Genomic DNA, 23,342 nt, shown 5'->3' on the forward strand with positions numbered 1-23,342 from the left:
ACAATAAATCTGTGGGAGGATTTTTATTATGGAAATGTTTTTGAAAATTGTTCCCGTGTTGGGCGTTATTGCTCTTGCGTTTGCAGGTGTTTTGGCAGCAAGAGTCAGCAAGCAGGACGCAGGAACAGACCGAATGAAGGAAATTGCATCTTCCATCAGTGAGGGTGCTCAAGCCTTTCTGACAGCTGAATACAAGATTTTGATTATCTTTGTTGCTGTGCTGTTTTTCTTGATTGGCTTTGGAATTGGTAACTGGGTAACTGCAGTCTGCTTCGTGGTTGGAGCTGTGTTCTCTACACTGGCAGGATATTTTGGAATGAGTGTAGCTACAAAGGCAAATGTAAGAACTGCTAATGCAGCAAAAGAAAGTGGTATGAACAAAGCGCTATCTATCGCATTTTCCGGTGGAGCAGTTATGGGAATGTGTGTAGCAGGTCTTGGGGTTCTGGGAGTAAGTGCAATCTACCTTATTACAGGAAATGTAGATGTGCTTTCAGGATTCAGCCTTGGAGCTTCTTCTATCGCATTGTTCGCCCGTGTTGGTGGTGGTATCTATACAAAGGCTGCTGACGTAGGTGCAGACCTTGTAGGTAAAGTAGAAGCAGGAATTCCGGAGGATGATCCGCGTAATCCGGCAGTTATCGCTGACAATGTAGGTGATAACGTAGGTGACGTTGCCGGAATGGGAGCAGACTTGTTTGAGTCATATGTAGGAGCATTGATTTCTGCTCTCACACTTGGAATCGTATATTATAAAGTGGCTGGTGCAGTATTTCCGCTGGTAATTGCAGGATTAGGATTGATTGCTTCTATTCTTGGAACATTCTTCGTAAGAGGAGACGAGAATTCCAATCCGCATAAAGCGTTAAAGATGGGATCTTATGTATCCAGTCTTCTTGTGTTGATTGTAGCATTTGTATTCAGCAAATATTTCTTTGGTGATTTTAAAGCGGCGATTGCGATCGTAGCCGGATTAGCAGTAGGATTATTGATTGGTATTATTACAGAAGTTTATACTTCTGGTGATTATAAATCTGTAAAAGAGATTGCAGAACAGTCAGAGACTGGTTCCGCAACTACAATTATCAGTGGTCTTGCCGTAGGTATGAAATCTACCGCAATCCCGATTCTTTTAATCTGTATTGGTATCTTTATTGCATATCAGTTCTGTGGACTTTATGGAATCGCACTGGCAGCTGTAGGTATGTTGTCTACGACTGCAATTACTGTAGCGGTTGATGCGTATGGACCGATTGCTGATAATGCCGGTGGTATCGCTGAGATGTCCGGTCTTGATCCGGAAGTACGTAAGATTACAGATAAACTGGATGCTGTTGGTAACACAACTGCAGCAATGGGAAAAGGTTTTGCAATCGGTTCCGCTGCATTGACAGCGTTGGCATTGTTTGTATCTTATGCAGAAGCTGTAAAACTGGAAAGCATTGATATTCTTGACAGCCGTGTTATTATCGGATTACTGATCGGTGGTATGCTTCCATTCTTATTCTCTTCTATGACAATGCAGTCTGTATCTAAGGCGGCATATAAGATGATCGAAGAGGTAAGACGTCAATTTAGAGAGATGCCTGGAATTATGGAAGGTAAGACGAAACCAGATTATAAGTCTTGCGTTGCAATCTCTACAACAGCAGCATTAAAAGAGATGCTGGTACCTGGTATCATGGCAGTTATTTCTCCGTTGGCAGTTGGTCTCCTGTTAGGACCTGCAGCATTAGGCGGTCTTCTCGCCGGTGCATTAGTAACGGGTGTTATGATGGCAATCTTTATGTCCAATGCCGGCGGTGCATGGGATAATGCTAAGAAGTATATTGAAGATGGTAACCATGGCGGAAAAGGCAGCGAAGCTCACAAAGCAGCCGTTGTAGGAGATACTGTAGGAGATCCGTTCAAAGATACATCTGGTCCGTCTATCAATATTCTGATTAAATTGATGACTATTGTATCATTAGTATTTGCGCCACTGTTCTTAGCAGTAGGTGGATTATTGTAATTAAAAAATATAGATTTATTGTGTTATGTATGGCAGTATTTTCAGAAAAATGGAAATACTGCCATTATATATTGTCAGGCTGAACGCTTAGATTTAAAGTCGAAGTTGAGGATAAAACTGGCAACTATGAAAAGATTGTGGTAATATATGTGTCGTAACGTATTTTACAATTAAGAAGATTCAGATAGAAAAGAGGCATTTACATGACAAAAGTTGACATTATTTCTGGCTTTTTGGGAGCTGGGAAAACGACATTTATTAAAAAATTAATTGATCAGGTATTCACAGGCGAGAAGCTAGTATTGATTGAAAATGAATTTGGTGAAATCGGCATTGATGGCGGCTTTTTGAAAGACGCAGGAATTGAGATTACGGAGATGAATTCGGGATGTATTTGTTGTACGTTGGTAGGAGATTTTAGTAAAGCTCTTCAAAAAGTATTGGCAGAGTATCAGCCGGATCGTGTTATTATTGAGCCTTCTGGTGTGGGAAAATTATCTGACATCGTGAGAGCCATTGAAGATGTGAAGAAAGATGCAGAGATAGAGATCGACGGAAGAATTACGGTTGTAGATGGCAAAAAAGCAAAACTTTATTTGAAGAATTTTGGTGAATTTTTTGAAGATCAGGTGAAACATGCATCTACAATTGTTGTTAGCCGTACGCAGATGATGACCGATGAGAAAGTGGAAGAGTGCATTCATATGCTGCGGGATGAGAACGCAGATGCAGCGATTATATCAACTCCTTGGGAACAATTAAGTAAAGATGCTATATGGCATGCATTGGAGCATGGCGCTGAGATAGAAGGACTTCTGGAGGAAGAACATGGCCATCATCATGACCACGAAGAATGCTGTGAGCATGATCATCACCATCATGACCATGAAGAATGCTGTGAGCATGACCATCACCACCATCACCATCATGCAGATGAGGTGTTCACCAGCTGGGGAAAAGAAACAGCACATAAATATACAGAAGAGGAGTTGGATTTCTTAGTAAAAGCATTGTCCGAGACGGACAGCTACGGAACAATTCTCCGTTCTAAAGGAATTATTCCAATGACAGATGGAACATGGAAACAATTTGATCTTGTGCCGGAGGAATATGAAGTGCGAGATGGACAGGCAGATTACACAGGACGAGTATGTGTCATCGGAACAAATCTGAAAGAAGATGAACTTTTGAAGCTGTTCCACATTTAATGAAAGAAATGAAGGTGATAGTATGGTAACAATCCCTGTATTTGTATGTACTGGTTTTTTGGACAGCGGAAAGACGACTCTTGTAAAAGAGACATTGATGGAGCAGGAGTGGATTGAACCGGGATTAACACTTCTTCTTCTCTGCGAAGAAGGGGAAGAAGAGTATTCGCAGGAATATCTGGATCAGAAAAATATGGTGTTGCTTAAGATTGAAGAATTTGAGCAGCTGAATGCCACATTTTTCAAAAATTGTGAAAAGAATTACCATCCGACGCAGGTAGTCATTGAATACAATGGAATGTGGAAGCTAGAAGATCTGTTAGCTATCAAATATCCAAGAAACTGGGAACTTCAGGGAGTATATTCGACGGTAGATGGTACAACGTTGGATATGTATCTGAAAAACATGAGAAATATGTTGATGGAACAGTTAATGGAATCAGAATTGATTGTAGTGAATCGTTGTGCAGAGGGAGTGAATCGAGGTGGATTTCGAAGAGCGCTGAAGATACAGAATCCTATGGCCCAACTCATTTTTGAAGGAATGGATGGGAAGATCATTGAACCTACGGAGGAAGATCTGCCTTACGATGTAAAACAAGATAAGATTGTGATAGATGATATAGATTTTGGAGTATGGTATGTGGATGCTTACGACCACCCGGAATTGTATCTTCACAAAGAAGTAGAGTTTGTTGCGCAGTCATTTCGACCAAGAGGTATGAAAGACAATATGTTTGTTCCCGTTCGTAAGATTATGACTTGTTGTGCGGCAGACACCAGACTTTACGGATATCCTTGCAGATCAGACAAAAAGATTGAGATTCATAAAGGAGAATGGATTCGCGTCAGAGCAAGATTTGAATATGAATCTGTGACTTCTTTTGGAAATAAGCAGCCTGTACTGCATTTGATTGAGATGAAACCGGCAGAAAAACCGAAGGAAGAAGTCGTAACTATGGGATAGGGGAGTTCGCCCCTATCCCCTTTCTTGTCTCAAAACTTATTTATGAAATGAAACCGAAGCAGTTCAGGATAACGATTAGAGTAAGTACCGGAACTACTACGGTCATAATTACTTTGTCATAAGTAGATAATTTCCCGTCTCGTCCATTCTTGGTCAGCTCTTTTTCGTATTCCTTATATCCCCATACTTTGCAACAATAGAAAGCGGTCAACAGGCAGCCGAGAGGCAGAAGGACGTAGCCTGAGAAGCAGTCAATCCAGTCGTAGACGTTGTAGTATACCACGCCGGTATTGAATGCCCACCAGGGAAGTCGAATGTTGCTTAGCAATCCGTATCCTTGACTCAGGGAACAGAAGATTCCACCGATGAAAATGATTACGGCACAGATTACGGTAGATCTTCTGTGATTGATATGACATTTCTCTTCGATACATTTTACCGGAATCTCCAGGATCGTGAAATAAGTAGATAAAACGGCAAATATAATTGCGGTAAAGAAAAAGAATCCAATGATATTACCGCCTGGAAACTGACTGAAGATCTCTGTCATGGCAAGGAATATTAGAGAAGGACCTGCAGCCATCTCTGAACCGGCACCTACAACCGTTGGAATAATTACAAATCCGGCAGTCAAAGCTACGGTAGTATCGCAGATGGTTACCATCATAGAGTCTTTACGGATATTGGCAGTGTCATTGACATTGGCGCCTAAAGTTACAAAAATAGACCATCCGATACCGACAGAGAACATAACCTGCATGCAGGCATCTGAAAATGTCTTCCAGGTAAATTTAGAAAAATCAGGAACCAGATAGAATTTCAGACCATCAATTGCTCCCTCGAAAGAAAAGAGTGCCCAAATACCACATACGATTAGAAGTACGAACAGTAAAGGCATGATGACTTTGGTGACTTTCTCCACAAGTTCTGTAATGCCGCCAGCCAGAAGAAGTACAGTAATTGCCATTAGAATCCCTGCGTAGATCAAAGGTTCAATTGGTTTGGAAATAAAGTTCATATAATAGGCCTCTTTGTCTGCGCCGAAATTGCCGCCCAATAAGTAGGTTACTGCATATTTTAATACATAACCGCTGACGATGATATAGTACATATCAATCATAACAGTACAGACAATATTGATGACCCCTGCGAATTTCCATTTCCTATTAATGACGCCGTAGGCATCAATACCGTTTGTCCTTGCATATCGCCCAATTGCTGTCTCCATCTCAACAACAGGGTGCCCAAGAACAATGCAGAGGATGATGTATACAAATACGAATGCGCCTCCGCCGCCACCGTAAGCAAGATAAGGAAATTTCCAAATGTTCCCCAGACCAATGGCAGCACCGGCAGCTACCATAATATAGCCGAATCGGGAACCAAAATTTGAAGTAGTTTTGTTTGCTTGGTGATTACTCATGAACATCCCTCCTAAATAAAAAGGCTGCTCCCGCGTTTGGGGGAGAGCAGCCTTAAAAGATAATAAAATTACTCTTCTATATTATTATATTCTCTGCCTTTTAGCTGGTCAAAGAATTGGAAAGATGCTTAACACTATTTTAGCATCAAACGAACATTATTTGATGAATCCGAAACAGTTCAGAATAACGATCAATGTAAGAATCGGAACCGCAACTGTCATAACTACTTTATCGTACATACTTAACTTTCCGTCACGTCCATCTTTGGTCAATTCTTTCTCGTATTCCTTATATCCCCATACTTTACAACAGTAGAATGCGGTCAGGAGACATCCTAATGGAAGAAGTACATAACCGGAGAAACAATCAATCCAGTCATAGATATTATAATATACAACACCTGAACCATATGCCCACCATGGGAGCTTCACACCGCTGAGCAGACCAGCACCCTGACTCAGAGAACAGAAGATACCACCGATGAAAATTAAAATTGCAGTAATCCAGGTTGCTTTTCTGTGATTGATATGGAACTTCTCTTCGATACATTTTACCGGAATTTCCAGGATTGTAAAGTATGTGGAAAGAACGGCGAATATCAATGCGGTAAAGAAGAAGAATCCAAGGATATTACCGCCAGGTAAAGTGGAGAAGATCTCTGTCATAGCAAGGAATACAAGAGATGGACCTGCAGCCATCTCAGAACCTGCACCTACAACGGAAGGAATGATTACAAAACCTGCAGTCAATGCAACTGCTGTATCACAGATGGTTACCATCATAGAGTCTTTCCGGATATTAGCACTGTCTTTTACACTGGCACCAAGTGTTACGAAGATCGCCCATCCGATACCAACGGAGAACATTACCTGCATACAGGCATCAGCAAAGGTCTTCCAGGTAAATTTGGAAAAATCAGGAATTAAGTAAAACTTCAGACCATCAATTGCACCGTCAAATGCAAATAAAGCCCAGAATCCACAGATAAGAAGTAATACAAACAGCAAAGGCATGATTACTTTTGTAACTTTTTCAACCAGTTCTGTAATACCTTTGGATAATAAAAGTACGATAATGATCATTAATATTCCTGCATAAATCAATGGCTCAATCGGGTCAGAGATAAAGTTCATGTAATATGCAGTCTTATCAGTACCAAAATGTCCACCTGTAAGGTAAGTAACAGCATATTTTAATACATAACCGCTGACGATGATATAGTACATATCAATCAAAAAGGTACAAAGTACATTGACAAATCCGACAAATTTATACTTTGGATTTACAACTCCGTAAGCGTCAATTGCGTTTGTCTTTGCGTAACGTCCGATTGCCGTCTCCATCTCAACAACAGGATGACCGAGTACGATACAAAGGATGATGTACACAACAATAAATGCGCCACCGCCACCGCCGTAGGCAAGATAAGGGAATTTCCAAATGTTTCCAAGTCCGATAGCAGCACCTGCCGCCACCATGATGTAGCCAAATCGGGAACCAAAATTGGCTGAAGGTTTTTTCTCGTTGCTACTCATAATAACACTCCATTCTCTTCATTATTTGAGATATGAAATAAAAAAGGATGCTCTCACAAAGTTTATGAGAGCATCCTCGCCTAATTCAATCCTCTTCTTTAGTATACTCGAAACTTCCTGCCTTGTCAAGAAATTGTCAGACAATCTATAAGAAAGCCTTATAAAACATATTCGAATTGTCTATAATAAAGCTGATATAAAAACAGATTATACTCGGTTTGTATCAAAAAAGGAACAAAAATAACCATAAGAATCACTAGACTTTTAAATACTTAGGGACTATAATTATAATACACGTCAAATTGTAAAATTTGTATCACTTTTTTAAGGAGGAACAGCAAAAATGGCAAGAAAAATGAAGACCATGGATGGTAACCAGGCAGCAGCTCATGCGTCATATGCTTATACTGAGGTTGCAGCTATTTACCCAATTACCCCATCATCTGTTATGCCTGAACACGTAGATGAGTGGGCTACCGAAGGTAGAAAGAACATATTTGGACAGACTGTCCAGGTAACAGAGATGCAGTCAGAAGCAGGTGCAGCCGGAGCAGTACACGGTTCATTAGCAGCTGGAGCTTTAACAACAACATTTACAGCATCCCAGGGATTATTGTTAATGATTCCTAACTTATATAAAGTAGCAGGTGAACAGCTTCCAGGAGTATTTAACGTATCCGCTCGTGCCCTTGCAAGTCACGCATTGTCAATCTTCGGAGATCACTCTGATGTATATGCATGTCGTCAGACTGGTGCAGCAATGCTCTGTGAGTCAAGTGTACAGGAAGTTATGGATTTGACACCTGTTGCACACTGTGCAGCATTAAAGGGAAAACTTCCATTTATCAACTTCTTTGATGGATTCCGTACATCTCACGAGATTCAGAAGATTGAGACATGGGATTATGAAGATCTGAAAGATCTGGTAGATATGGATGCTATTGATGAATTCAGAAATCACGCCCTGAATCCAAATCACCCATGCCAGAGAGGTTCTGCTCAGAACCCGGATATTTTCTTCCAGGCAAGAGAAGCATGTAATCCATATTACGATGCTATGCCAGCTATCGTTCAGGAGTATATGGACAAAGTTAATGCTAAGATTGGTACAGATTACAAACTGTTCAACTACTATGGAGCAGCAGATGCTGAGAAAGTTATCGTTGCTATGGGTTCTGTTTGTGACACAATCGAAGAGACGATCGATTACCTGACAGCAGCAGGAGAAAAAGTTGGTGTTGTTAAGGTTCGTCTTTACAGACCATTCTGCGCACAGGCATTGATCGATGTGATTCCGGATACAGTGAAGTATATTAATGTACTTGACAGAACAAAAGAGCCAGGAGCTCAGGGCGAGCCATTATACCTGGATGTTGTTTCTGCACTGAAGGGATCTAAGTTCGACGCTGTTCCGATTAACTGCGGACGTTACGGATTAGGTTCTAAAGATACAACACCTGCACAGATCGTTGCAGTATTTAATAATACAGACAAGGCTAGATTTACAATTGGTATCGAAGATGATGTAACGAATCTTTCATTGGAAGTTGGTGCACCACTTGTTACAACACCAGAAGGAACAATCAACTGTAAGTTCTGGGGTCTTGGAGCAGACGGTACTGTTGGTGCTAACAAGAACTCTATCAAGATTATCGGTGACAATACAGATATGTATGCACAGGCTTACTTTGATTATGACTCTAAGAAGTCTGGCGGTGTTACAATGTCTCATCTGCGTTTCGGTAAGAAGCCAATCAAATCTACTTACCTGATTCACAAAGCAAACTTTGTAGCATGTCACAATCCATCTTATGTAAATAAATACAACATGGTTCAGGAATTAGTTGACGGTGGAACATTCCTTCTGAACTGCCCATGGGATATGGAGGGTCTGGAGAAACATCTGCCAGGACAGGTGAAAGCATTTATCGCTGACCACAACATCAAGTTCTACACCATCGACGGTATTAAGATTGGTAAAGAGATCGGACTTGGCGGACGTATCAATACCGTTCTTCAGTCTGCATTCTTCAAACTGGCAGCTATCATTCCAGAAGAAGAAGCTATCGATCTGATGAAGAAAGCAGCTAAGGCTACTTACGGAAGAAAAGGTGACAAGATCGTACAGATGAACTACGATGCTATTGATGCTGGTGCTAAGCAGGTAGTTGAAGTAGAAGTTCCAGAGTCTTGGAAGTCTTGTGCAGATGAAGGATTATTTGCACCAGAAGTTAAAGGCGGAAAAGATGATGTTGTTGCATTCGTTAAGAATATTCAGGCAAAAGTTAACGCACAGGAAGGTAACACACTTCCAGTATCTGCATTCAATGATTATGTAGACGGTTCTACACCATCTGGTACAGCAGCATACGAGAAACGTGGTATTGCAGTAGATATCCCGGTATGGAAATCTGAAAACTGTATCCAGTGTAACCGTTGTGCATATGTTTGTCCTCACGCAGTTATCCGTCCGGTTGCTCTTACAGAGGATGAACTTGCAAAAGCTCCAGAAGGAACACAGGCAATCGATATGATTGGTATGCCAGGTATGAAGTTCACTATGACTGTATCAGCTCTTGACTGTACAGGATGTGGTTCATGTGCTAACGTATGTCCAGGTAAGAAGGGTGAGAAAGCTCTTGTTATGGAGAATCTGGAAGCAAATGCAGCATCTCAGGATGTATTTGATTTCGGTAGAGAGATTCCGGTTAAACCAGAAGTTGTTGCTAAGTTTAAACCAGAGACTGTTAAGGGAAGCCAGTTCAAACAGCCACTCTTAGAGTTCTCAGGCGCTTGTGCAGGTTGTGGTGAGACACCTTACGCTAAGTTGATCACACAGTTATTCGGTGACAGAATGTACATTGCTAATGCAACAGGATGTTCTTCTATCTGGGGTAACTCTTCACCATCTACACCATATACAGTAAACGGAAAAGGACAGGGACCTGCATGGGCTAACTCCTTATTCGAAGACAATGCTGAGTTTGGTTATGGTATGTTACTTGCTCAGAAAGCAATCAGAAAGAGATTGAAAGAAGAAGTTGAGACTGTTGCAGCATCTGATGCAGCTTCTGCAGAAGTAAAAGCAGCTTGCCAGGAATATCTGGATACATTTAACTGTGGTGTATCAAACGGAGATGCTACAGATAAATTGGTTGCAGCATTAGACGGATGTGATTGCGAGACATGCAAAGACATCGTTAAGAATAAAGACTTCCTTGCTAAGAAATCCCAGTGGATCTTCGGTGGTGACGGATGGGCTTACGATATCGGATTCGGTGGTGTTGACCACGTATTAGCAAGCGGTGAAGACATCAACATCATGGTATTTGATACAGAGGTTTACTCTAACACAGGTGGACAGTCTTCTAAGGCTACTAAGACAGGTGCAACAGCACAGTTCGCAGCAGGCGGAAAAGAGACTAAGAAGAAAGACCTCGCTGGTATCGCTATGAGTTATGGTTATGTATACGTAGCACAGATTGCTATGGGTGCAGACTTCAACCAGACTGTAAAAGCAATTGCAGAGGCAGAGGCTTATCCAGGACCATCACTGATCATCGCTTACGCTCCATGTATCAACCATGGTATCAAGAAAGGTATGAGCAAAGCTCAGACTGAGGAAGCATTGGCAGTAGAATGTGGATACTGGAACAACTTCAGATTCAATCCTGCAGCTGAAGGCGGCAAGTTCACACTTGACAGCAAAGAGCCTAAGCAGGAAGATTACCAGGCATTCCTTGACGGAGAAGTTCGTTACAATGCACTGAAGAGAGCAAATCCAGCAAAAGCTGAGAAGTTATTCGCTAGAAACGAAGCTGAGGCTATGGAAAGATATGCATATCTGAAGAAACTGGTTACTCTGTACGGAACAGAAGAATAAGATTCAGTTGTAAGGTAATATGGGCGGTCGCGAAAGCGGCCGCCTTATTTATGATCACAGATCTATGCAAATCATTGCTAAATTATATATCATTGGTTGACTTTTCCTTATAAAAATGATACAACTTTGTTATATGAATAATGAGACTTGATAGAGGCGCAGATTTCATAAGTACTTTGTGGCAATAGTCTGGGAGGACTGCCGATTAGAAAAGGGGGATCTGCCGAAGGAATTCTATTCTCCCAATAGGATTTCTGGGCTGTAGTCAGAACATGCTGCAGACTGTCACAACAGTGGAGCGCTATCATGGATGTATGACACAGTATTGATCTGTTATGCCATGAGCGCGCCCGGTAAGCGTTGTTCATGGTATTTTTATTTTCAATATATAAGCAAAAGAGAGGAATTTTAGCAATGAGAGGAAAGAAAAAAGCAATGTGGGGTGTGATGACCCTTCTGTGTATTCTTCTTTGTAGTTCAATGACCGTATTTGCTGCAGATGAAGCGGCTGAGTATGTGCCAAAGATGTATGCGTCTTTCTGGTCACTGGTTCCGCCAATCGTCGCAATTGTACTTGCATTGATTACAAAGGAAGTATACAGTTCATTATTTATTGGTATTTTAATTGGAGGCGTATTTTATTCTGGTTTTACGTTTGAGGAGACTGTTCTTCATGTATTTCAGGATGGTATTGTCGGAGTTCTGACAGATAGTTACAATATGGGAATCCTTGTGTTCCTCGTAATTCTGGGAATTATGGTGTGCATGATGAATAAGGCTGGTGGTTCAGCTGCATTTGGTCGCTGGGCAAGTGTACATATCAAAAGCCGCGCAGGTGCACAGCTTGCAACCATTCTCCTTGGTGTATTGATCTTTATTGATGATTATTTTAATTGCTTGACCGTAGGAAGCGTTATGCGTCCGGTGACAGATAAGCATAATGTATCGAGAGCAAAGCTGGCATATCTGATTGATGCGACAGCTGCACCAGTTTGTATTATTGCCCCAATTTCATCTTGGGCGGCTGCAGTTACCGGATTTGTTGAGGGTGAGGATGGATTTTCTATCTTTATTCGTGCGATTCCATATAACTATTATGCATTACTTACGATTGTTATGATGGTTACAATTGTAATATTAAAGATGGATTATGGCCCGATGAAGCTTCACGAAACGAATGCACTTCAGGGGGATCTATATACTACAGCGGATCGTCCGTATGCTAATGCAGAAGAAGATGTTGTGGACAGCAAGGGTGGCGTCATAGACCTGATCTTCCCCGTGGCTGTTCTGATTGTGTGTTGTGTAATTGGTATGATATATACCGGTGGCTTCTTTGGTGGAGTAGGATTTATTGAGGCGTTTTCTGCAAGTGATGCATCGGTAGGCCTTATGCTTGGAAGCTTCTTTGCATTTGTAATTACGATTGTGTTCTATGCAGTTCGCAAAGTGTTGAAATTCTCTGATTCTATGGCATGTATTCCAGATGGATTTAAAGCAATGGTACCTGCAATCTTGATCCTTACATTTGCATGGACCTTGAAAGCAATGACAGACAGTCTGGGTGCGAAAGAATATGTGGCTAATGTAGTTCAGAATGCAGCCGGAGGGTTCATGAATCTCCTTCCTGCAATCATCTTCCTTGTAGCATGTTTCCTGGCATTTGCAACTGGTACTTCATGGGGAACCTTCGGTATCCTGATTCCGATCGTAGTTGCAGTATTTTCTGGAACAAATGAGACGATGATGATTATCTCTATCTCTGCATGTATGGCAGGTGCTGTATGTGGTGACCATTGTTCACCGATTTCTGATACGACGATCATGGCTTCGGCCGGAGCGCAGTGTAATCATGTTAACCATGTATCTACACAGCTTCCATATGCGATTACGGCAGCAGCAGTATCATTTGTTACTTATGTAATCGCTGGATTTGTACAGAATGCATTTATCTGTCTGCCAATTGGAATTGTTTTAATGGTTGGAACATTGATGGTGATTCGTAAAGTTACCGCAGATAAATAAAAATGTCGATAAAAAACAGAAGTTTCGAAAGAGACTTCTGTTTTTTTGTTAATGAAAATCCTTTCCAAATCTGCTTGTAACCTGGGATTAAATTGGATAAAATACTCTGTATAGGCAAAAGTATAAAACAGGGTTCAACCATTGAAAAAAAGATGTTATAATGCTATAGGTGTAGTTGTGACGACACCGGAAGAAAGGAGATAACAAAATCTTATGAGCATCAGAGATTTGAAGACATATGACTTGATCAAGGAAGAAGAATTGAAGGGAATTCAGTCTAAAGGTTATTTGATGAGGCACAAGAAGAGTGGCGCAAGAGTTCTTCTGATAGAAAATGACGATGAGAACAAGGTGTTTAGCATCGGTTTTCGTACTCCGCCCAGTGACAGTACCGGAGTGCCACATATCATGGAACATTCTGTGCTGTGCGGATCAAAGAACTTCCCGGCCAAGGATCCATTTGTAGAATTAGTGAAAGGATCACTCAATACATTTTTAAATGCAATGACTTATCCGGATAAGACAGTATACCCAGTGGCAAGCTGTAACGATAAGGATTTCCAGAATCTTATGCATGTATATATGGATGCGGTACTGTATCCGAATATCTATGAGCATGAAGAGACATTCCGTCAGGAAGGCTGGAGCTACAAACTGGATTCTGCAGATGACAAATTAAGTTATAATGGAGTGGTCTATAATGAGATGAAGGGGGCATTCTCTTCACCGGAAGGTGTGCTTGACCGAGTGGTTCTGAACACATTATTTCCAGATACATCCTATGCAAATGAATCTGGTGGAGATCCGGAGGTCATACCAGAGCTGACCTATGAACAGTTCCTGGATTTCCACAGGACCTATTATCATCCGTCCAACAGCTATATATATCTTTATGGAGATATGGATATGGAAGAAAAGCTATGTTGGCTGGATCGGGAATATCTTTGTCATTATGAGAAAAAAGTAGTAGATTCAGAGATTCATTTGCAAGAAGCTTTTTCAGAAATGAAGGAATTGGAGATGCCATATTCCATAGCAAGCGATGAATCAGAAGACGAAAATACGTACCTTTCTTATAATAAGGTAATTGGTACAAGTCTAGATCGAGAATTGTATCTGGCGTTTGAAATTCTGGATTACGCATTGTTATCTGCACCAGGTGCGCCATTGAAGACAGCTCTTACGGATGCTGGAATTGGACAGGATATTATGGGATCCTATGATAATGGAATTTATCAGCCGATTTTCTCTGTAATAGCTAAGAATGCAGATGCAGATCAGAAAGATAACTTTATTGAAGTTATCGAGAATGTGCTGACTGACATTGTGAAAAATGGGATGGATCAGAAAGCACTTGAGGCGGGAATTAATTATCATGAGTTCCGTTACAGAGAAGCTGATTTTGGAAATTATCCGAAGGGATTGATGTATGGACTTCAGATAATGGATAGCTGGCTATATGATGATGACAAACCATTCATTCATATCGAGGCATTGGATACATTTGCGTTCCTGAAAAAACAGGTGGGAACTCGCTATTATGAGGACTTGATCCAGAAATATCTGCTGGATAATACTCATGGTGCGATTGTTATTGTGAAACCTGAGAAGGGGCGTACTGCCCGCATGGATGCTGAGCTGGATGCAAGATTGCAAGAATATAAAGCCAGCCTGAGCGATGAGGAAATCAGAGAAATGGTTTCTCGGACAAAGAAGCTGGAAGAATACCAGTCAGAACCAGAGAGTGAAGAAGCGCTGGAACGGATTCCGGTTTTAAATCGAGAAGATATTTCCAGAGAAATAGATCCGATTTTTAATGAAGAGATGAATTTGGCAGGAATTCCGGTCGTGTTTCATGAGATTGAGACAAACGGAATTGGCTATGTGGATGTAATGTTCGATCTGTCTGGAGTCAGTGCAAAAGAACTTCCTTATGTTGGAATCTTGCAGTCTGTGTTAGGAATCATTGATACAGAGAATTACGGATACGGGGAACTCTTTAATGAGATTAATATGCATACCGGAGGAATTGGAACATCGCTGGAGCTTTATAACGATGTTACCAATATAAGGGAGAAGGTATTTAAAGCAACATTTGAAATTAAGGGAAAAGCACTTTATCCAAAGCTTGAAAAAACATTTGAGATGATGGGGGAGATTCTGACTGCTTCCAAGTTAAATGATACGAAACGAATCAAGGAGATCCTGGCAATGACCAAGTCAAGGCTCTCTATGAAATTCCAGTCATCCGGGCATACAACAGCGGCGCTTCGGGCATTGTCATATGCTTCTCCGTCCGCAAAATTCAAAGATATGACAAATGGCATAGATTTTTACCAGAAGATAGTGGAGCTGTCAGATCATTTTGAGGAAGAAAAAGAATCAATAACCGCAACACTTATCGATCTTACCAAGAAACTATTCCGTTCGGATAACATGATGATCAGTTATACTGCTTCAAAAGAAGGAATGGACGGATTAGAGAAGATGATTGCCAATCTTTCCGAAAGACTTTACAAAGAAGTTCCAGAAGAGACGCCATGCATCATCCATTGCGAAAAGAAGAACGAAGGATTCAAAACAGCATCAAAAGTACAGTATGTGGCACGAACCGGTAACTTCATCGATAATGGAGCTGCATATACCGGAGCACTTCAGATCCTGAAGGTAATCCTAAGCTACGATTATCTCTGGCAGAATATCCGTGTAAAAGGCGGAGCATATGGATGCATGAGCAATTTCAACCGCATAGGAGAAGGTTATTTCGTTTCCTACCGTGATCCAAATCTGAAGCGCACCATAGAAGTATACGAAGGAATTGTAGATTACCTGAAGAACTTCACCGTAAGCGACAGAGACATGACCAAATACATCATCGGAACCATCAGCAATATAGATCAGCCTATGACACCCGCAACCAAAGGCGAACGATCCATGAACCTCTACATGAATAAAGTAAGCGCAGACATGATCCGCGAAGAACGCAGCCAGATTCTAGATGCAACACAAGATGATATTCGCGCCCTTTACCGAGTTGTAGAGGCCGTATTGAAGGCAGATCAACTGTGCGTAGTTGGAAGCGAAGATATAATAGAAGAAAATAAAGAACTGTTTAAAACTGTGACAAGTTTTTAACAGGGGACGTAGTAAATTGAAAGAATACTACGTCCCCATTTAAGGAGTTTTTATGAGAAAAGATTATAAATCGGGATTTGTTACTTTGATCGGACGCCCAAATGTGGGGAAATCTACGTTGATGAATTGTCTGATAGGACAAAAAATTGCCATTACTTCTAATAAGCCGCAGACGACGAGAAATCGTATCCAGACGGTGCTGACAACGGAGAAGGGGCAGACCGTGTTTGTGGATACGCCGGGTATCCACAAGGCGAAGAATAAGCTTGGGGAATATATGGTGAATGTGGCAGAGCGGACGTTGAATGAGGTGGATGTGGTGTTGTGGCTTGTGGAGCCAACGACGTTCATCGGTGCAGGTGAGCAGCACATTGCCAAGCAGCTTCAGAGAGTTCATACCCCAATTATTCTGGTTATTAATAAGATTGACAGTGTGAAGAAGGAAGAGGTATTGCCGGCAATTGCAGCGTATAAGGATGTCTGCGATTTTGCGGAAATTGTTCCGGTGTCTGCAAGAAATGGGGATAATACGGATGAGTTGATCCGAGTGATCATGAAGTATCTTCCTTATGGACCACAGTTTTATGATGAGGATACCATTACTGATCAGCCGGAGCGTCAGATCGTAGCAGAGCTGATCCGCGAAAAAGCACTTCATTGTCTGCAGGATGAGATTCCACATGGAATTGCGGTGGCAATTGACCAGATGAAGATGCAGAAGAAGGTAATGCATATTAATGCGACCATTATCTGTGAGAGAGACTCCCACAAGGGGATAATTATTGGAAAACAAGGAAATATGTTGAAAAAGATTGGTAGCACAGCCCGCTATGAGATTGAGAAAATGCTGGATTGTCAGGTAAATCTGAAACTCTGGGTCAAGGTAAAGAAGGATTGGCGGGACAGTGAATATCTAATGAAAAATTTTGGTTATCGGGATGAAGAATAAAATCAGCCTTTTCTGGGAGAACCTAATCCTATCAACAGAGGATGAGGTGATTTCATGGAAGAAGAGTACTGGGAGCGTTTTCTGGAGACGGGAAAAGTGACAGATTATCTTTGCTATAAGGGAATGCAGATTTGTAAACAGATAATAAAAGACCATGAAGGTGGAATAAACGGTGAATCAGATTACAGTGACAGGCTTGGTCCTGCAGGCGACTCCTGTCGGCGAATATGACAGACGAGTGGTAATTCTGACAAAAGAACGAGGGAAGATTGCAGCATTTGCCCGCGGCGCAAGAAGGCCTAACAGTGCACTGATGGGAGTAACGAGTCCATTTTCCTTCGGAGAATTTACAGTTTATGAGGGGCGGACATCATATACATTGGTGTCGGCCTCTATTTCCAATTACTTTCAGGAGCTGCGTATGGATGTTGAAGGGGCATATTACGGATTCTATTTTATGGAGCTGGCCAACTATTATGCAAGAGAAGCTAACGATGAGACTCAGCTTTTAAAGCTCTTGTATCAGACTCTTCGGGCACTTGTAAATCCCCATATACCAAACCGGCTGATTCGATATATCTATGAGCTGAAAACGGTCAGTATCAATGGAGAAGGACCACAGGTATTCCAGTGTGTAGGATGCGGGGACAGAGAAAGACCAATGGTGTTCAGTGTTAGACGTGGAGGTCTGCTCTGTGACAGATGCAGAAGAGATGTTTCGGATGGAATGGTGCTGAATCCCTCCACAATCTATACGCTTCAATATATTGTGGGAACGCCGGTGGAAAAACTATATACCTTTACCGTATCTGATGAAGTGCTTCGGGAACTGGGAAAAGTGACCGGAAGATATCTGGAAACTTACGTAGGAAAAAGATTTAAGTCATTAGAGATATTAGAACAATTGACAAAATTAGGATAAAAATATACATAAAAGGGGAGCCTCGCACCCGACCAGATCTGTTGGTGTGCGAAGCTCCTCTCTGATGTTATTCTTTTTCAAGCAGCGTTTCCTGTAATATATTTATCTGTATTATAGTTTGTCAGAACGAAAACATAAAGTGAATGAATCATTTAGAGATGAAAAACCCGTAGAATAGAAACTATCTATATAAGACTTTTACTATAGAAATAACCGATTTGGAAAATGTTAATTCACATGATAAACTTGAAATGTAAACGTATATAGTGACAATGAGAATTGTTGAAAAGGGAATTCGGTGAGAGTCCGGAGCAGCCCGCTCTACTGTGTGACGGACGATGGTTTTGTTGACCACTCAAAATATTTTGCTTTTGGGGAAGGAAATCCAGAGGACGAAGTCGAGTCAGGAGACCTGCTATATATTTTCAGGAGATTTCGGTGGGGAAAGACAGTGTTTACGCTGTTTTTTCGTACCGTATTTTATTTTAGGAGGTAAAAAATGGATTATCAAGAGCTGAAAAAGTTGATGAATGAACAGAAAGAAGAGATGACACCTTCTGAACGTATGGCAGCATACATGAAAGGGGAGGAAGTGGACTGCATTCCATATGGAATTCTTGCCCCAGACATGGCGATTGCCGATTTGATGGGATATTCAACGAAACAAATGAGTGAAGATCCGGAAGTTATGGCAAAGGTCATCAGGGAGAAGGATGTGACATATAACAATTTTGGATTTGGAGTTGGGCCGGATTTAAGAACCATTGGAGTAGCACTTGGATCGAAACTTTTCACACCAGAATACGGAGTGCCTCGAATCGAAGAACATGTCCTTATGGATTATGCAGATATTGATAAATTAAAAGTAGTGGACCCATATGACAATCCCGTTCTTACCCCAATGCTTGATATGGCAAAAGAATTAAAAAAACGATTACCCGAATATCCAATCAGCACAGGTGTGACAGGGCCAGTGTCATGTGCAGCTGCGATCAGGCCGGTGGATTTAATGTTAAGAGATACCAGAAAAAATCCGGAAATGCTGAAAAAGCTTTTGAAACTTTCCAATGAATGTTCATTAAAATGGGTAGAAGCATTTTGTAAAGAATTTGGGCCATGTTCTGTATTTATATCTGATCCGGTGACCTGCTCGGATATTTTGAGTAAAAAGCAGTTCGATGAGTTTTCTTACCCATATTTGAAAGAGTTAATTGATGGGCTTTATGAAATAACAGGACAGCCGCCGATGATCCATATTTGTGGAAAGACAAAACCAATCTGGAACGACATTGCAAATAGTGGAGTATGTGCATTTAGTATAGATAATTGCGAAGATCTTGCTGAGGCAAAAGAAGCGATTGGAGATAAAGTGATGTTAATGGGAAATGTACCGCCAGTAGATGTTATGTTAAATGGTACGATTGATGAGGTGATTGCGTCCTGTAAAGAATGTATTGAAAAGGCAGGAGACAGTCCAAAAGGATTCCAGCTTAACGTCGGATGTCAGACGCCGTTTGGTACATCTAAAGAGAATATGGAAGCTCTTATCTATGCAGCAAGAAAATATGGGCGTGGTGCGAAAATAGGATGCCTGCCGAAAGGATTGCAAGAAGATTAAGAGGTAGTTTATAGAATCAATAGATGTTAATCTTGATTAATAAGTTTTAGGAGGAAATGATCATGGCAAGATCAAAAGAGGAATTACTGGAAGCGTTATCTGAATGTGTAGTTGAAATGGAGGACGAAGAGGTCGTAGATGTTGCGAATGAATATCTGGAAGCAGGATACTCAGCATTTGATGGTATTATGGATGGACTTGTAGATGGAATGAATAAGGCGAGTGATTTGTACGATGCAGAAGAATATTTCGTTACCGATGTACTGCTCTGTTCTGATGCAATGTATGCAGGATTAGACGTGCTTCGCCCGCATCTTCCGGCAGATGATACCGGTGTAGAAAAACCAAAAGTTGTTATCGGTGTTGTGGAAGGAGATACTCATGATATTGGCAAGAATCTTGTGAAGATTATGCTGGACACAGCAGGGTTTGAAATGTATGATTTGGGAAGAGATGTCCCGTTAGATAGTTTTGTAGATAGGGCAGTGGAAGTAGGAGCTTCTATTATCTGTATGTCAACACTGATGACAACTACTATGATTGGTATGAAGACCGTTATTGATAAGTTAAAAGAGCGCGGGATCCGTGATCAGTTCAAGATTATGATTGGTGGAAGTCCGATTTCTCAGAAATATGCAGATGAGATCGGAGCAGACGGTTATTCTGTAAATGCAGTGGAAGCCGTAAAGCTTGCTAAGCGTCTGATGGGAATTGCGTAATAAGGAGGCGATACATGTTGACAGAGAAAGAACGTTTGGAAAAAGTGTTCCATCATGAAGAGGTAGATCGTCCGCCTTGCATATGCCCAGGTGGAATGATGAATATGATTACGTCGGAACTTATGGATACCTGCGGGGTAACATGGCCAAAGGCACATACAGATGCTGAGATGATGGCGAAGCTTGCATTGGCGAACTATGAGAATGGCTGCTTTGAAAATGTGGGGGTACCATTCTGCATGACCGTAGAAGCGGAGGCAATGGGGGCAGAAGTGACCATGGGAACGAAGATATTCGAGCCTCATGTGACGGGGTATGCCATCGATTCTGTACTGGATTGGAAGCAACTAAAGCCGGTAAATCATGAAGAGGGTCGTGCAAAGGTAGTTTTAGATGCTATCCGTATTTTAAAAGCTAAGAATCTGGATGTACCAATCGTTGGAAATATTACCGGACCAATCAGTACAGCAAGTTCTGTAATGGAACCTGTGAATTTTTATAAGGATCTCAGAAAACACAAAAAAGAGGCCCATGAATATATGACGTTTGTGACGGAGCAGATTATTGATTTTGCCAGAGCACAGATCGAGGCTGGAGCAGATGTTATTGCAATCTCAGATCCGAGTGGTACAGGAGAGATTCTGGGGCCAAAATATTTTGAAGAATATGCAGTAAAATATCTGAATATGGTTCTGGATGGACTTCAGGATGAGAAGATGGGAACTATCGTGCATATCTGTGGACAGATGAAAAGTGTATATAAACAGATTGATATGGTACACAGTGATGCATTAAGTTTCGACTCTGTCGTGCCAATGTCTGAGGCAAGAAAGCATCTGGAAGATCGTGTTCTGATGGGAAATGTCAGTACCTATGCATTGGAGTTTGGAGATCCGGAGCGTGTGGCGAAGCTGACTCGCAGCTGTGTTGCCGGCGGCTCGGATATCATTTCACCGGCGTGTGGTCTGGGAACAAAGTCACCGCTTGTGAATATACAGACAATTTTAAAAACATTAAAAGAAGAAGAGGTACTAGCTGATGCCTAAGATAACAGTACAGCCGGCAGGAAAGAGTTACGAGTATACAGTAGGAAAAACATTGCTGGAAATTCTTCTTGCTGAGAAGATATTTGTGGACAATCCCTGTAATGGGAAGGGAGTATGTGGGAAATGCCGTGTTAAGGTTCTGGAAGGAAATATTCCGGCAATCTGCGAGACGGAGCGAAAACTGTTGAAAACAGAAGAACTGGAGGCGGGAATTCGTCTTTCCTGTCTGGTCAGACCGGAAGATGATCTGGAGATTGAACTTCTCGGAAAAGAGCGGAAACATGAAGTCTTGACTACGGGCTACATCCCGGATTTTGCATTTGACTGTGATATCGAAAAACGAGTAATAGAGATCCATAAGCCGACATTAAGTGATCAGACCCCTTGGGAAGATCAGATAAAAGAGCAACTTGGAATGGATAATATCAGTTTTTCGGCTCTGCAGTCTGCAACATTCGTCCCGGGACAGGTCACAGTTGTTCTGCATAATGGTGAAGTGATACAGGTTGAAGAAGGTGACACTTCAGATTCCATGTATGGTGTGGCGATTGATATTGGAACGACGACTGTCGTATGTGCATTGATTGATATGCATACAGGGAAAGAGCTGGCTAATGCATCTATGATTAATGCGCAGAAGCATTTTGGACTGGATGTTCTTACGAGAATTACTTATGAACTGGAGCATCCACAGGATGGCGTGGAAAAACTTCGCAATGCTATTGTAGAATCCATTAACGATATGATTGAAGAGATCTGTAGGCAGGCTGGAATCTCAAGAGAACGAATCTATGAGATTACAGTGGGCGCAAACTGTACAATGATGCATACGCTCCTTGGAGTAGATGCAACGTCGATCGGAAAAGCACCGTATGCTCCAATGTTCGTAAAATCAAAGGATATTCCAGTTGATTCGATTGGAATACATGCGGCGAAGGGAGCAAGGCTTTATTGTCTTCCATCCGTTTCCGCGTATATAGGGGCAGATATTGTGGCTGGCGCTTATGTGTGTGAGTTGGAGAAAGAAAAAGGCAATGTATTATTCATTGATATTGGAACCAATGGAGAAATCGTATTGTCCAGTCATGGAAAGCTCTTGTGCTGTTCTTGTGCAGCTGGTCCGGCTCTGGAAGGAATGAATATCAGTTCCGGCATGCGTGCGGCAGAGGGTGCCATTGAGGATGTAGAGATCACCGAAGAAGGTGTGAAGCTAAAAGTCATTGGCGATGAACCGCCAATCGGTGTGTGTGGAAGCGGTATTCTTGCAGTGGTAAAGGAATTGTTAAAGTCTGGTCTGGTACGCAAGGATGGTGCGTTTATTAAGAAAGATAAATTAGAAGAAACAGATTACCGTTATCCGATGCTCCAGTTAGATGGAAGAAAACGAGAATTTATCATGACAGAGAGTCCTGAAAAGCTTCTCATCACGCAAGGAGATGTACGCCAGGTACAGCTTGCAAAAGGGGCAATTCTGTCCGGATTTATAGCTCTTCTGAATAAAGCTGGAATCCAGATGGAAGATCTGGATAAAGTGATGATTGCCGGTCAGTTTGGAGCACATCTTCCGGCGGATAGTCTGACAGGAACAGGAATCTTGCCACAGGAAGTTGAAGACAGGCTTGTCTATGTCGGAAACTCCTCGAAGACAGGCGCATATATGGCACTGATGTCAGCTCAGGTAAAGCGAGAAATGGAAGAATTAGCTCACAATATGGATTATATGGAATTAGGAGCAACACAAGGATATGAGAGACTTTTCTCCGATTGCCTGATTTTCCCAGATTTCAGTAAATAACACCTTGAAAAGATATACAGTTAAATGTATAATAGTTTACAATTATACATTTCAGTTGTCGTGCATCCGGTGAAAGTTATCGGAAGCAGATTCTGCAAGTATAAA

Annotated in this window: 15 protein-coding genes and 2 riboswitches; of the genes, 13 read left to right on the plus strand and 2 right to left on the minus strand. The window is 41.6% G+C overall.

Annotated elements, in window-relative coordinates; all coding sequences use genetic code 11:
* The first annotated feature begins 28 nt into the window (after positions 1 to 28).
* The 3 genes from ACQRBH_RS10605 to ACQRBH_RS10615 all read left to right on the plus strand — a co-directional run bounded on the left by ACQRBH_RS10605 (position 29) and on the right by ACQRBH_RS10615 (position 4,186).
* The gene (locus ACQRBH_RS10605; protein WP_235232569.1) at positions 29 to 2,011 is read left to right on the plus strand and encodes a sodium-translocating pyrophosphatase; all 1,983 of its coding nucleotides are present in this window, start codon (positions 29 to 31) and stop codon (positions 2,009 to 2,011) included.
* Between the two features lie 203 nt (positions 2,012 to 2,214).
* Entirely contained in the window at positions 2,215 to 3,219 is a 1,005-nt protein-coding gene (locus tag ACQRBH_RS10610; protein WP_427761617.1) for a CobW family GTP-binding protein, read from the plus strand.
* A gap of 22 nt (positions 3,220 to 3,241) precedes the next feature.
* Entirely contained in the window at positions 3,242 to 4,186 is a 945-nt protein-coding gene (locus ACQRBH_RS10615; RefSeq protein WP_235232571.1) for a GTP-binding protein, read from the plus strand.
* A gap of 40 nt (positions 4,187 to 4,226) precedes the next feature.
* Here the strand turns inward: ACQRBH_RS10615 and ACQRBH_RS10620 are convergent, their stop codons facing one another.
* Positions 4,227 to 5,609: a sodium-dependent transporter gene (locus ACQRBH_RS10620; RefSeq protein ID WP_347375957.1), complete on the minus strand. Its 1,383-nt coding sequence runs from the start codon at positions 5,607 to 5,609 to the stop codon at positions 4,227 to 4,229.
* 156 nt (positions 5,610 to 5,765) lie between these two features.
* Entirely contained in the window at positions 5,766 to 7,145 is a 1,380-nt protein-coding gene (locus tag ACQRBH_RS10625; protein WP_235232573.1) for a sodium-dependent transporter, read from the minus strand.
* A 343-nt stretch (positions 7,146 to 7,488) separates the two neighbouring features.
* On the opposite strand from ACQRBH_RS10625, the gene nifJ reads away from it, so the two are divergent.
* From nifJ to ACQRBH_RS10675, 10 genes are all read left to right on the plus strand, one after another.
* On the plus strand, positions 7,489 to 11,028 hold the full coding sequence (gene nifJ / locus ACQRBH_RS10630; RefSeq protein WP_427743102.1) for a pyruvate:ferredoxin (flavodoxin) oxidoreductase: 3,540 nt from the start codon (positions 7,489 to 7,491) through the stop codon (positions 11,026 to 11,028).
* A 143-nt stretch (positions 11,029 to 11,171) separates the two neighbouring features.
* Positions 11,172 to 11,340, plus strand: a riboswitch (Lysine riboswitch).
* A 102-nt stretch (positions 11,341 to 11,442) separates the two neighbouring features.
* Positions 11,443 to 13,053 (plus strand): Na+/H+ antiporter NhaC family protein, encoded by a 1,611-nt coding sequence (locus ACQRBH_RS10635; protein WP_427761619.1) that lies wholly within the window; start codon positions 11,443 to 11,445, stop codon positions 13,051 to 13,053.
* 213 nt (positions 13,054 to 13,266) lie between these two features.
* On the plus strand, positions 13,267 to 16,188 hold the full coding sequence (locus tag ACQRBH_RS10640) for an insulinase family protein (protein ID WP_427761621.1): 2,922 nt from the start codon (positions 13,267 to 13,269) through the stop codon (positions 16,186 to 16,188).
* Between the two features lie 52 nt (positions 16,189 to 16,240).
* The gene (era, locus tag ACQRBH_RS10645) at positions 16,241 to 17,137 is read left to right on the plus strand and encodes a GTPase Era (RefSeq protein WP_427761622.1); all 897 of its coding nucleotides are present in this window, start codon (positions 16,241 to 16,243) and stop codon (positions 17,135 to 17,137) included.
* A 54-nt stretch (positions 17,138 to 17,191) separates the two neighbouring features.
* Positions 17,192 to 17,368 carry a hypothetical protein gene (locus ACQRBH_RS10650; RefSeq protein WP_427743098.1) on the plus strand — a complete coding sequence of 59 codons (177 nt, stop codon included), beginning with the start codon at positions 17,192 to 17,194 and terminating at the stop codon, positions 17,366 to 17,368.
* The gene (gene recO / locus ACQRBH_RS10655) at positions 17,310 to 18,059 is read left to right on the plus strand and encodes a DNA repair protein RecO (RefSeq protein WP_427743097.1); all 750 of its coding nucleotides are present in this window, start codon (positions 17,310 to 17,312) and stop codon (positions 18,057 to 18,059) included. The genes ACQRBH_RS10650 and recO overlap by 59 nt, the downstream gene beginning before the upstream one ends.
* Positions 18,060 to 18,306: 247 nt before the next feature.
* A riboswitch (cobalamin riboswitch) is annotated at positions 18,307 to 18,493 on the plus strand.
* Positions 18,494 to 18,558: 65 nt separating this feature from the next.
* Positions 18,559 to 19,677, plus strand: coding sequence for a uroporphyrinogen decarboxylase family protein (locus tag ACQRBH_RS10660; protein ID WP_427761623.1), 1,119 nt, complete (start codon positions 18,559 to 18,561; stop codon positions 19,675 to 19,677).
* A 62-nt stretch (positions 19,678 to 19,739) separates the two neighbouring features.
* The gene (locus ACQRBH_RS10665; RefSeq protein WP_427761625.1) at positions 19,740 to 20,396 is read left to right on the plus strand and encodes a corrinoid protein; all 657 of its coding nucleotides are present in this window, start codon (positions 19,740 to 19,742) and stop codon (positions 20,394 to 20,396) included.
* Between the two features lie 14 nt (positions 20,397 to 20,410).
* Positions 20,411 to 21,442 carry a methylcobamide:CoM methyltransferase MtbA gene (locus tag ACQRBH_RS10670; RefSeq protein ID WP_427761626.1) on the plus strand — a complete coding sequence of 344 codons (1,032 nt, stop codon included), beginning with the start codon at positions 20,411 to 20,413 and terminating at the stop codon, positions 21,440 to 21,442.
* Positions 21,435 to 23,237: an ASKHA domain-containing protein gene (locus ACQRBH_RS10675; RefSeq protein WP_427761627.1), complete on the plus strand. Its 1,803-nt coding sequence runs from the start codon at positions 21,435 to 21,437 to the stop codon at positions 23,235 to 23,237. Before ACQRBH_RS10670 ends, ACQRBH_RS10675 begins: the two co-directional genes overlap by 8 nt.
* Positions 23,238 to 23,342 lie beyond the last annotated feature (105 nt).

The sequence above is a fragment of the Bariatricus sp. SGI.161 genome (assembly GCF_050313695.1).
Lineage (GTDB): Bacteria > Bacillota > Clostridia > Lachnospirales > Lachnospiraceae > JAFBIX01.

Bases quoted from the DNA above. Each gene is read 5' to 3' on its own strand.
- nifJ (WP_427743102.1), top strand. From the start codon at position 7,489: ATGGCAAGAAAAATGAAGACCATGGATGGTAACCAGGCAGCAGCTCAT.
- ACQRBH_RS10650 (WP_427743098.1), top strand. From the start codon at position 17,192: ATGGAAGAAGAGTACTGGGAGCGTTTTCTGGAGACGGGAAAAGTGACA.
- ACQRBH_RS10665 (WP_427761625.1), top strand. From the start codon at position 19,740: ATGGCAAGATCAAAAGAGGAATTACTGGAAGCGTTATCTGAATGTGTA.
- ACQRBH_RS10625 (WP_235232573.1), bottom strand. From the start codon at position 7,145: ATGAGTAGCAACGAGAAAAAACCTTCAGCCAATTTTGGTTCCCGATTT.
- ACQRBH_RS10670 (WP_427761626.1), top strand. From the start codon at position 20,411: ATGTTGACAGAGAAAGAACGTTTGGAAAAAGTGTTCCATCATGAAGAG.
- ACQRBH_RS10620 (WP_347375957.1), bottom strand. From the start codon at position 5,609: ATGAGTAATCACCAAGCAAACAAAACTACTTCAAATTTTGGTTCCCGA.
- ACQRBH_RS10610 (WP_427761617.1), top strand. From the start codon at position 2,215: ATGACAAAAGTTGACATTATTTCTGGCTTTTTGGGAGCTGGGAAAACG.
- era (WP_427761622.1), top strand. From the start codon at position 16,241: ATGAGAAAAGATTATAAATCGGGATTTGTTACTTTGATCGGACGCCCA.
- ACQRBH_RS10640 (WP_427761621.1), top strand. From the start codon at position 13,267: ATGAGCATCAGAGATTTGAAGACATATGACTTGATCAAGGAAGAAGAA.
- ACQRBH_RS10675 (WP_427761627.1), top strand. From the start codon at position 21,435: ATGCCTAAGATAACAGTACAGCCGGCAGGAAAGAGTTACGAGTATACA.
- ACQRBH_RS10615 (WP_235232571.1), top strand. From the start codon at position 3,242: ATGGTAACAATCCCTGTATTTGTATGTACTGGTTTTTTGGACAGCGGA.
- ACQRBH_RS10660 (WP_427761623.1), top strand. From the start codon at position 18,559: ATGGATTATCAAGAGCTGAAAAAGTTGATGAATGAACAGAAAGAAGAG.
- ACQRBH_RS10635 (WP_427761619.1), top strand. From the start codon at position 11,443: ATGAGAGGAAAGAAAAAAGCAATGTGGGGTGTGATGACCCTTCTGTGT.
- ACQRBH_RS10605 (WP_235232569.1), top strand. From the start codon at position 29: ATGGAAATGTTTTTGAAAATTGTTCCCGTGTTGGGCGTTATTGCTCTT.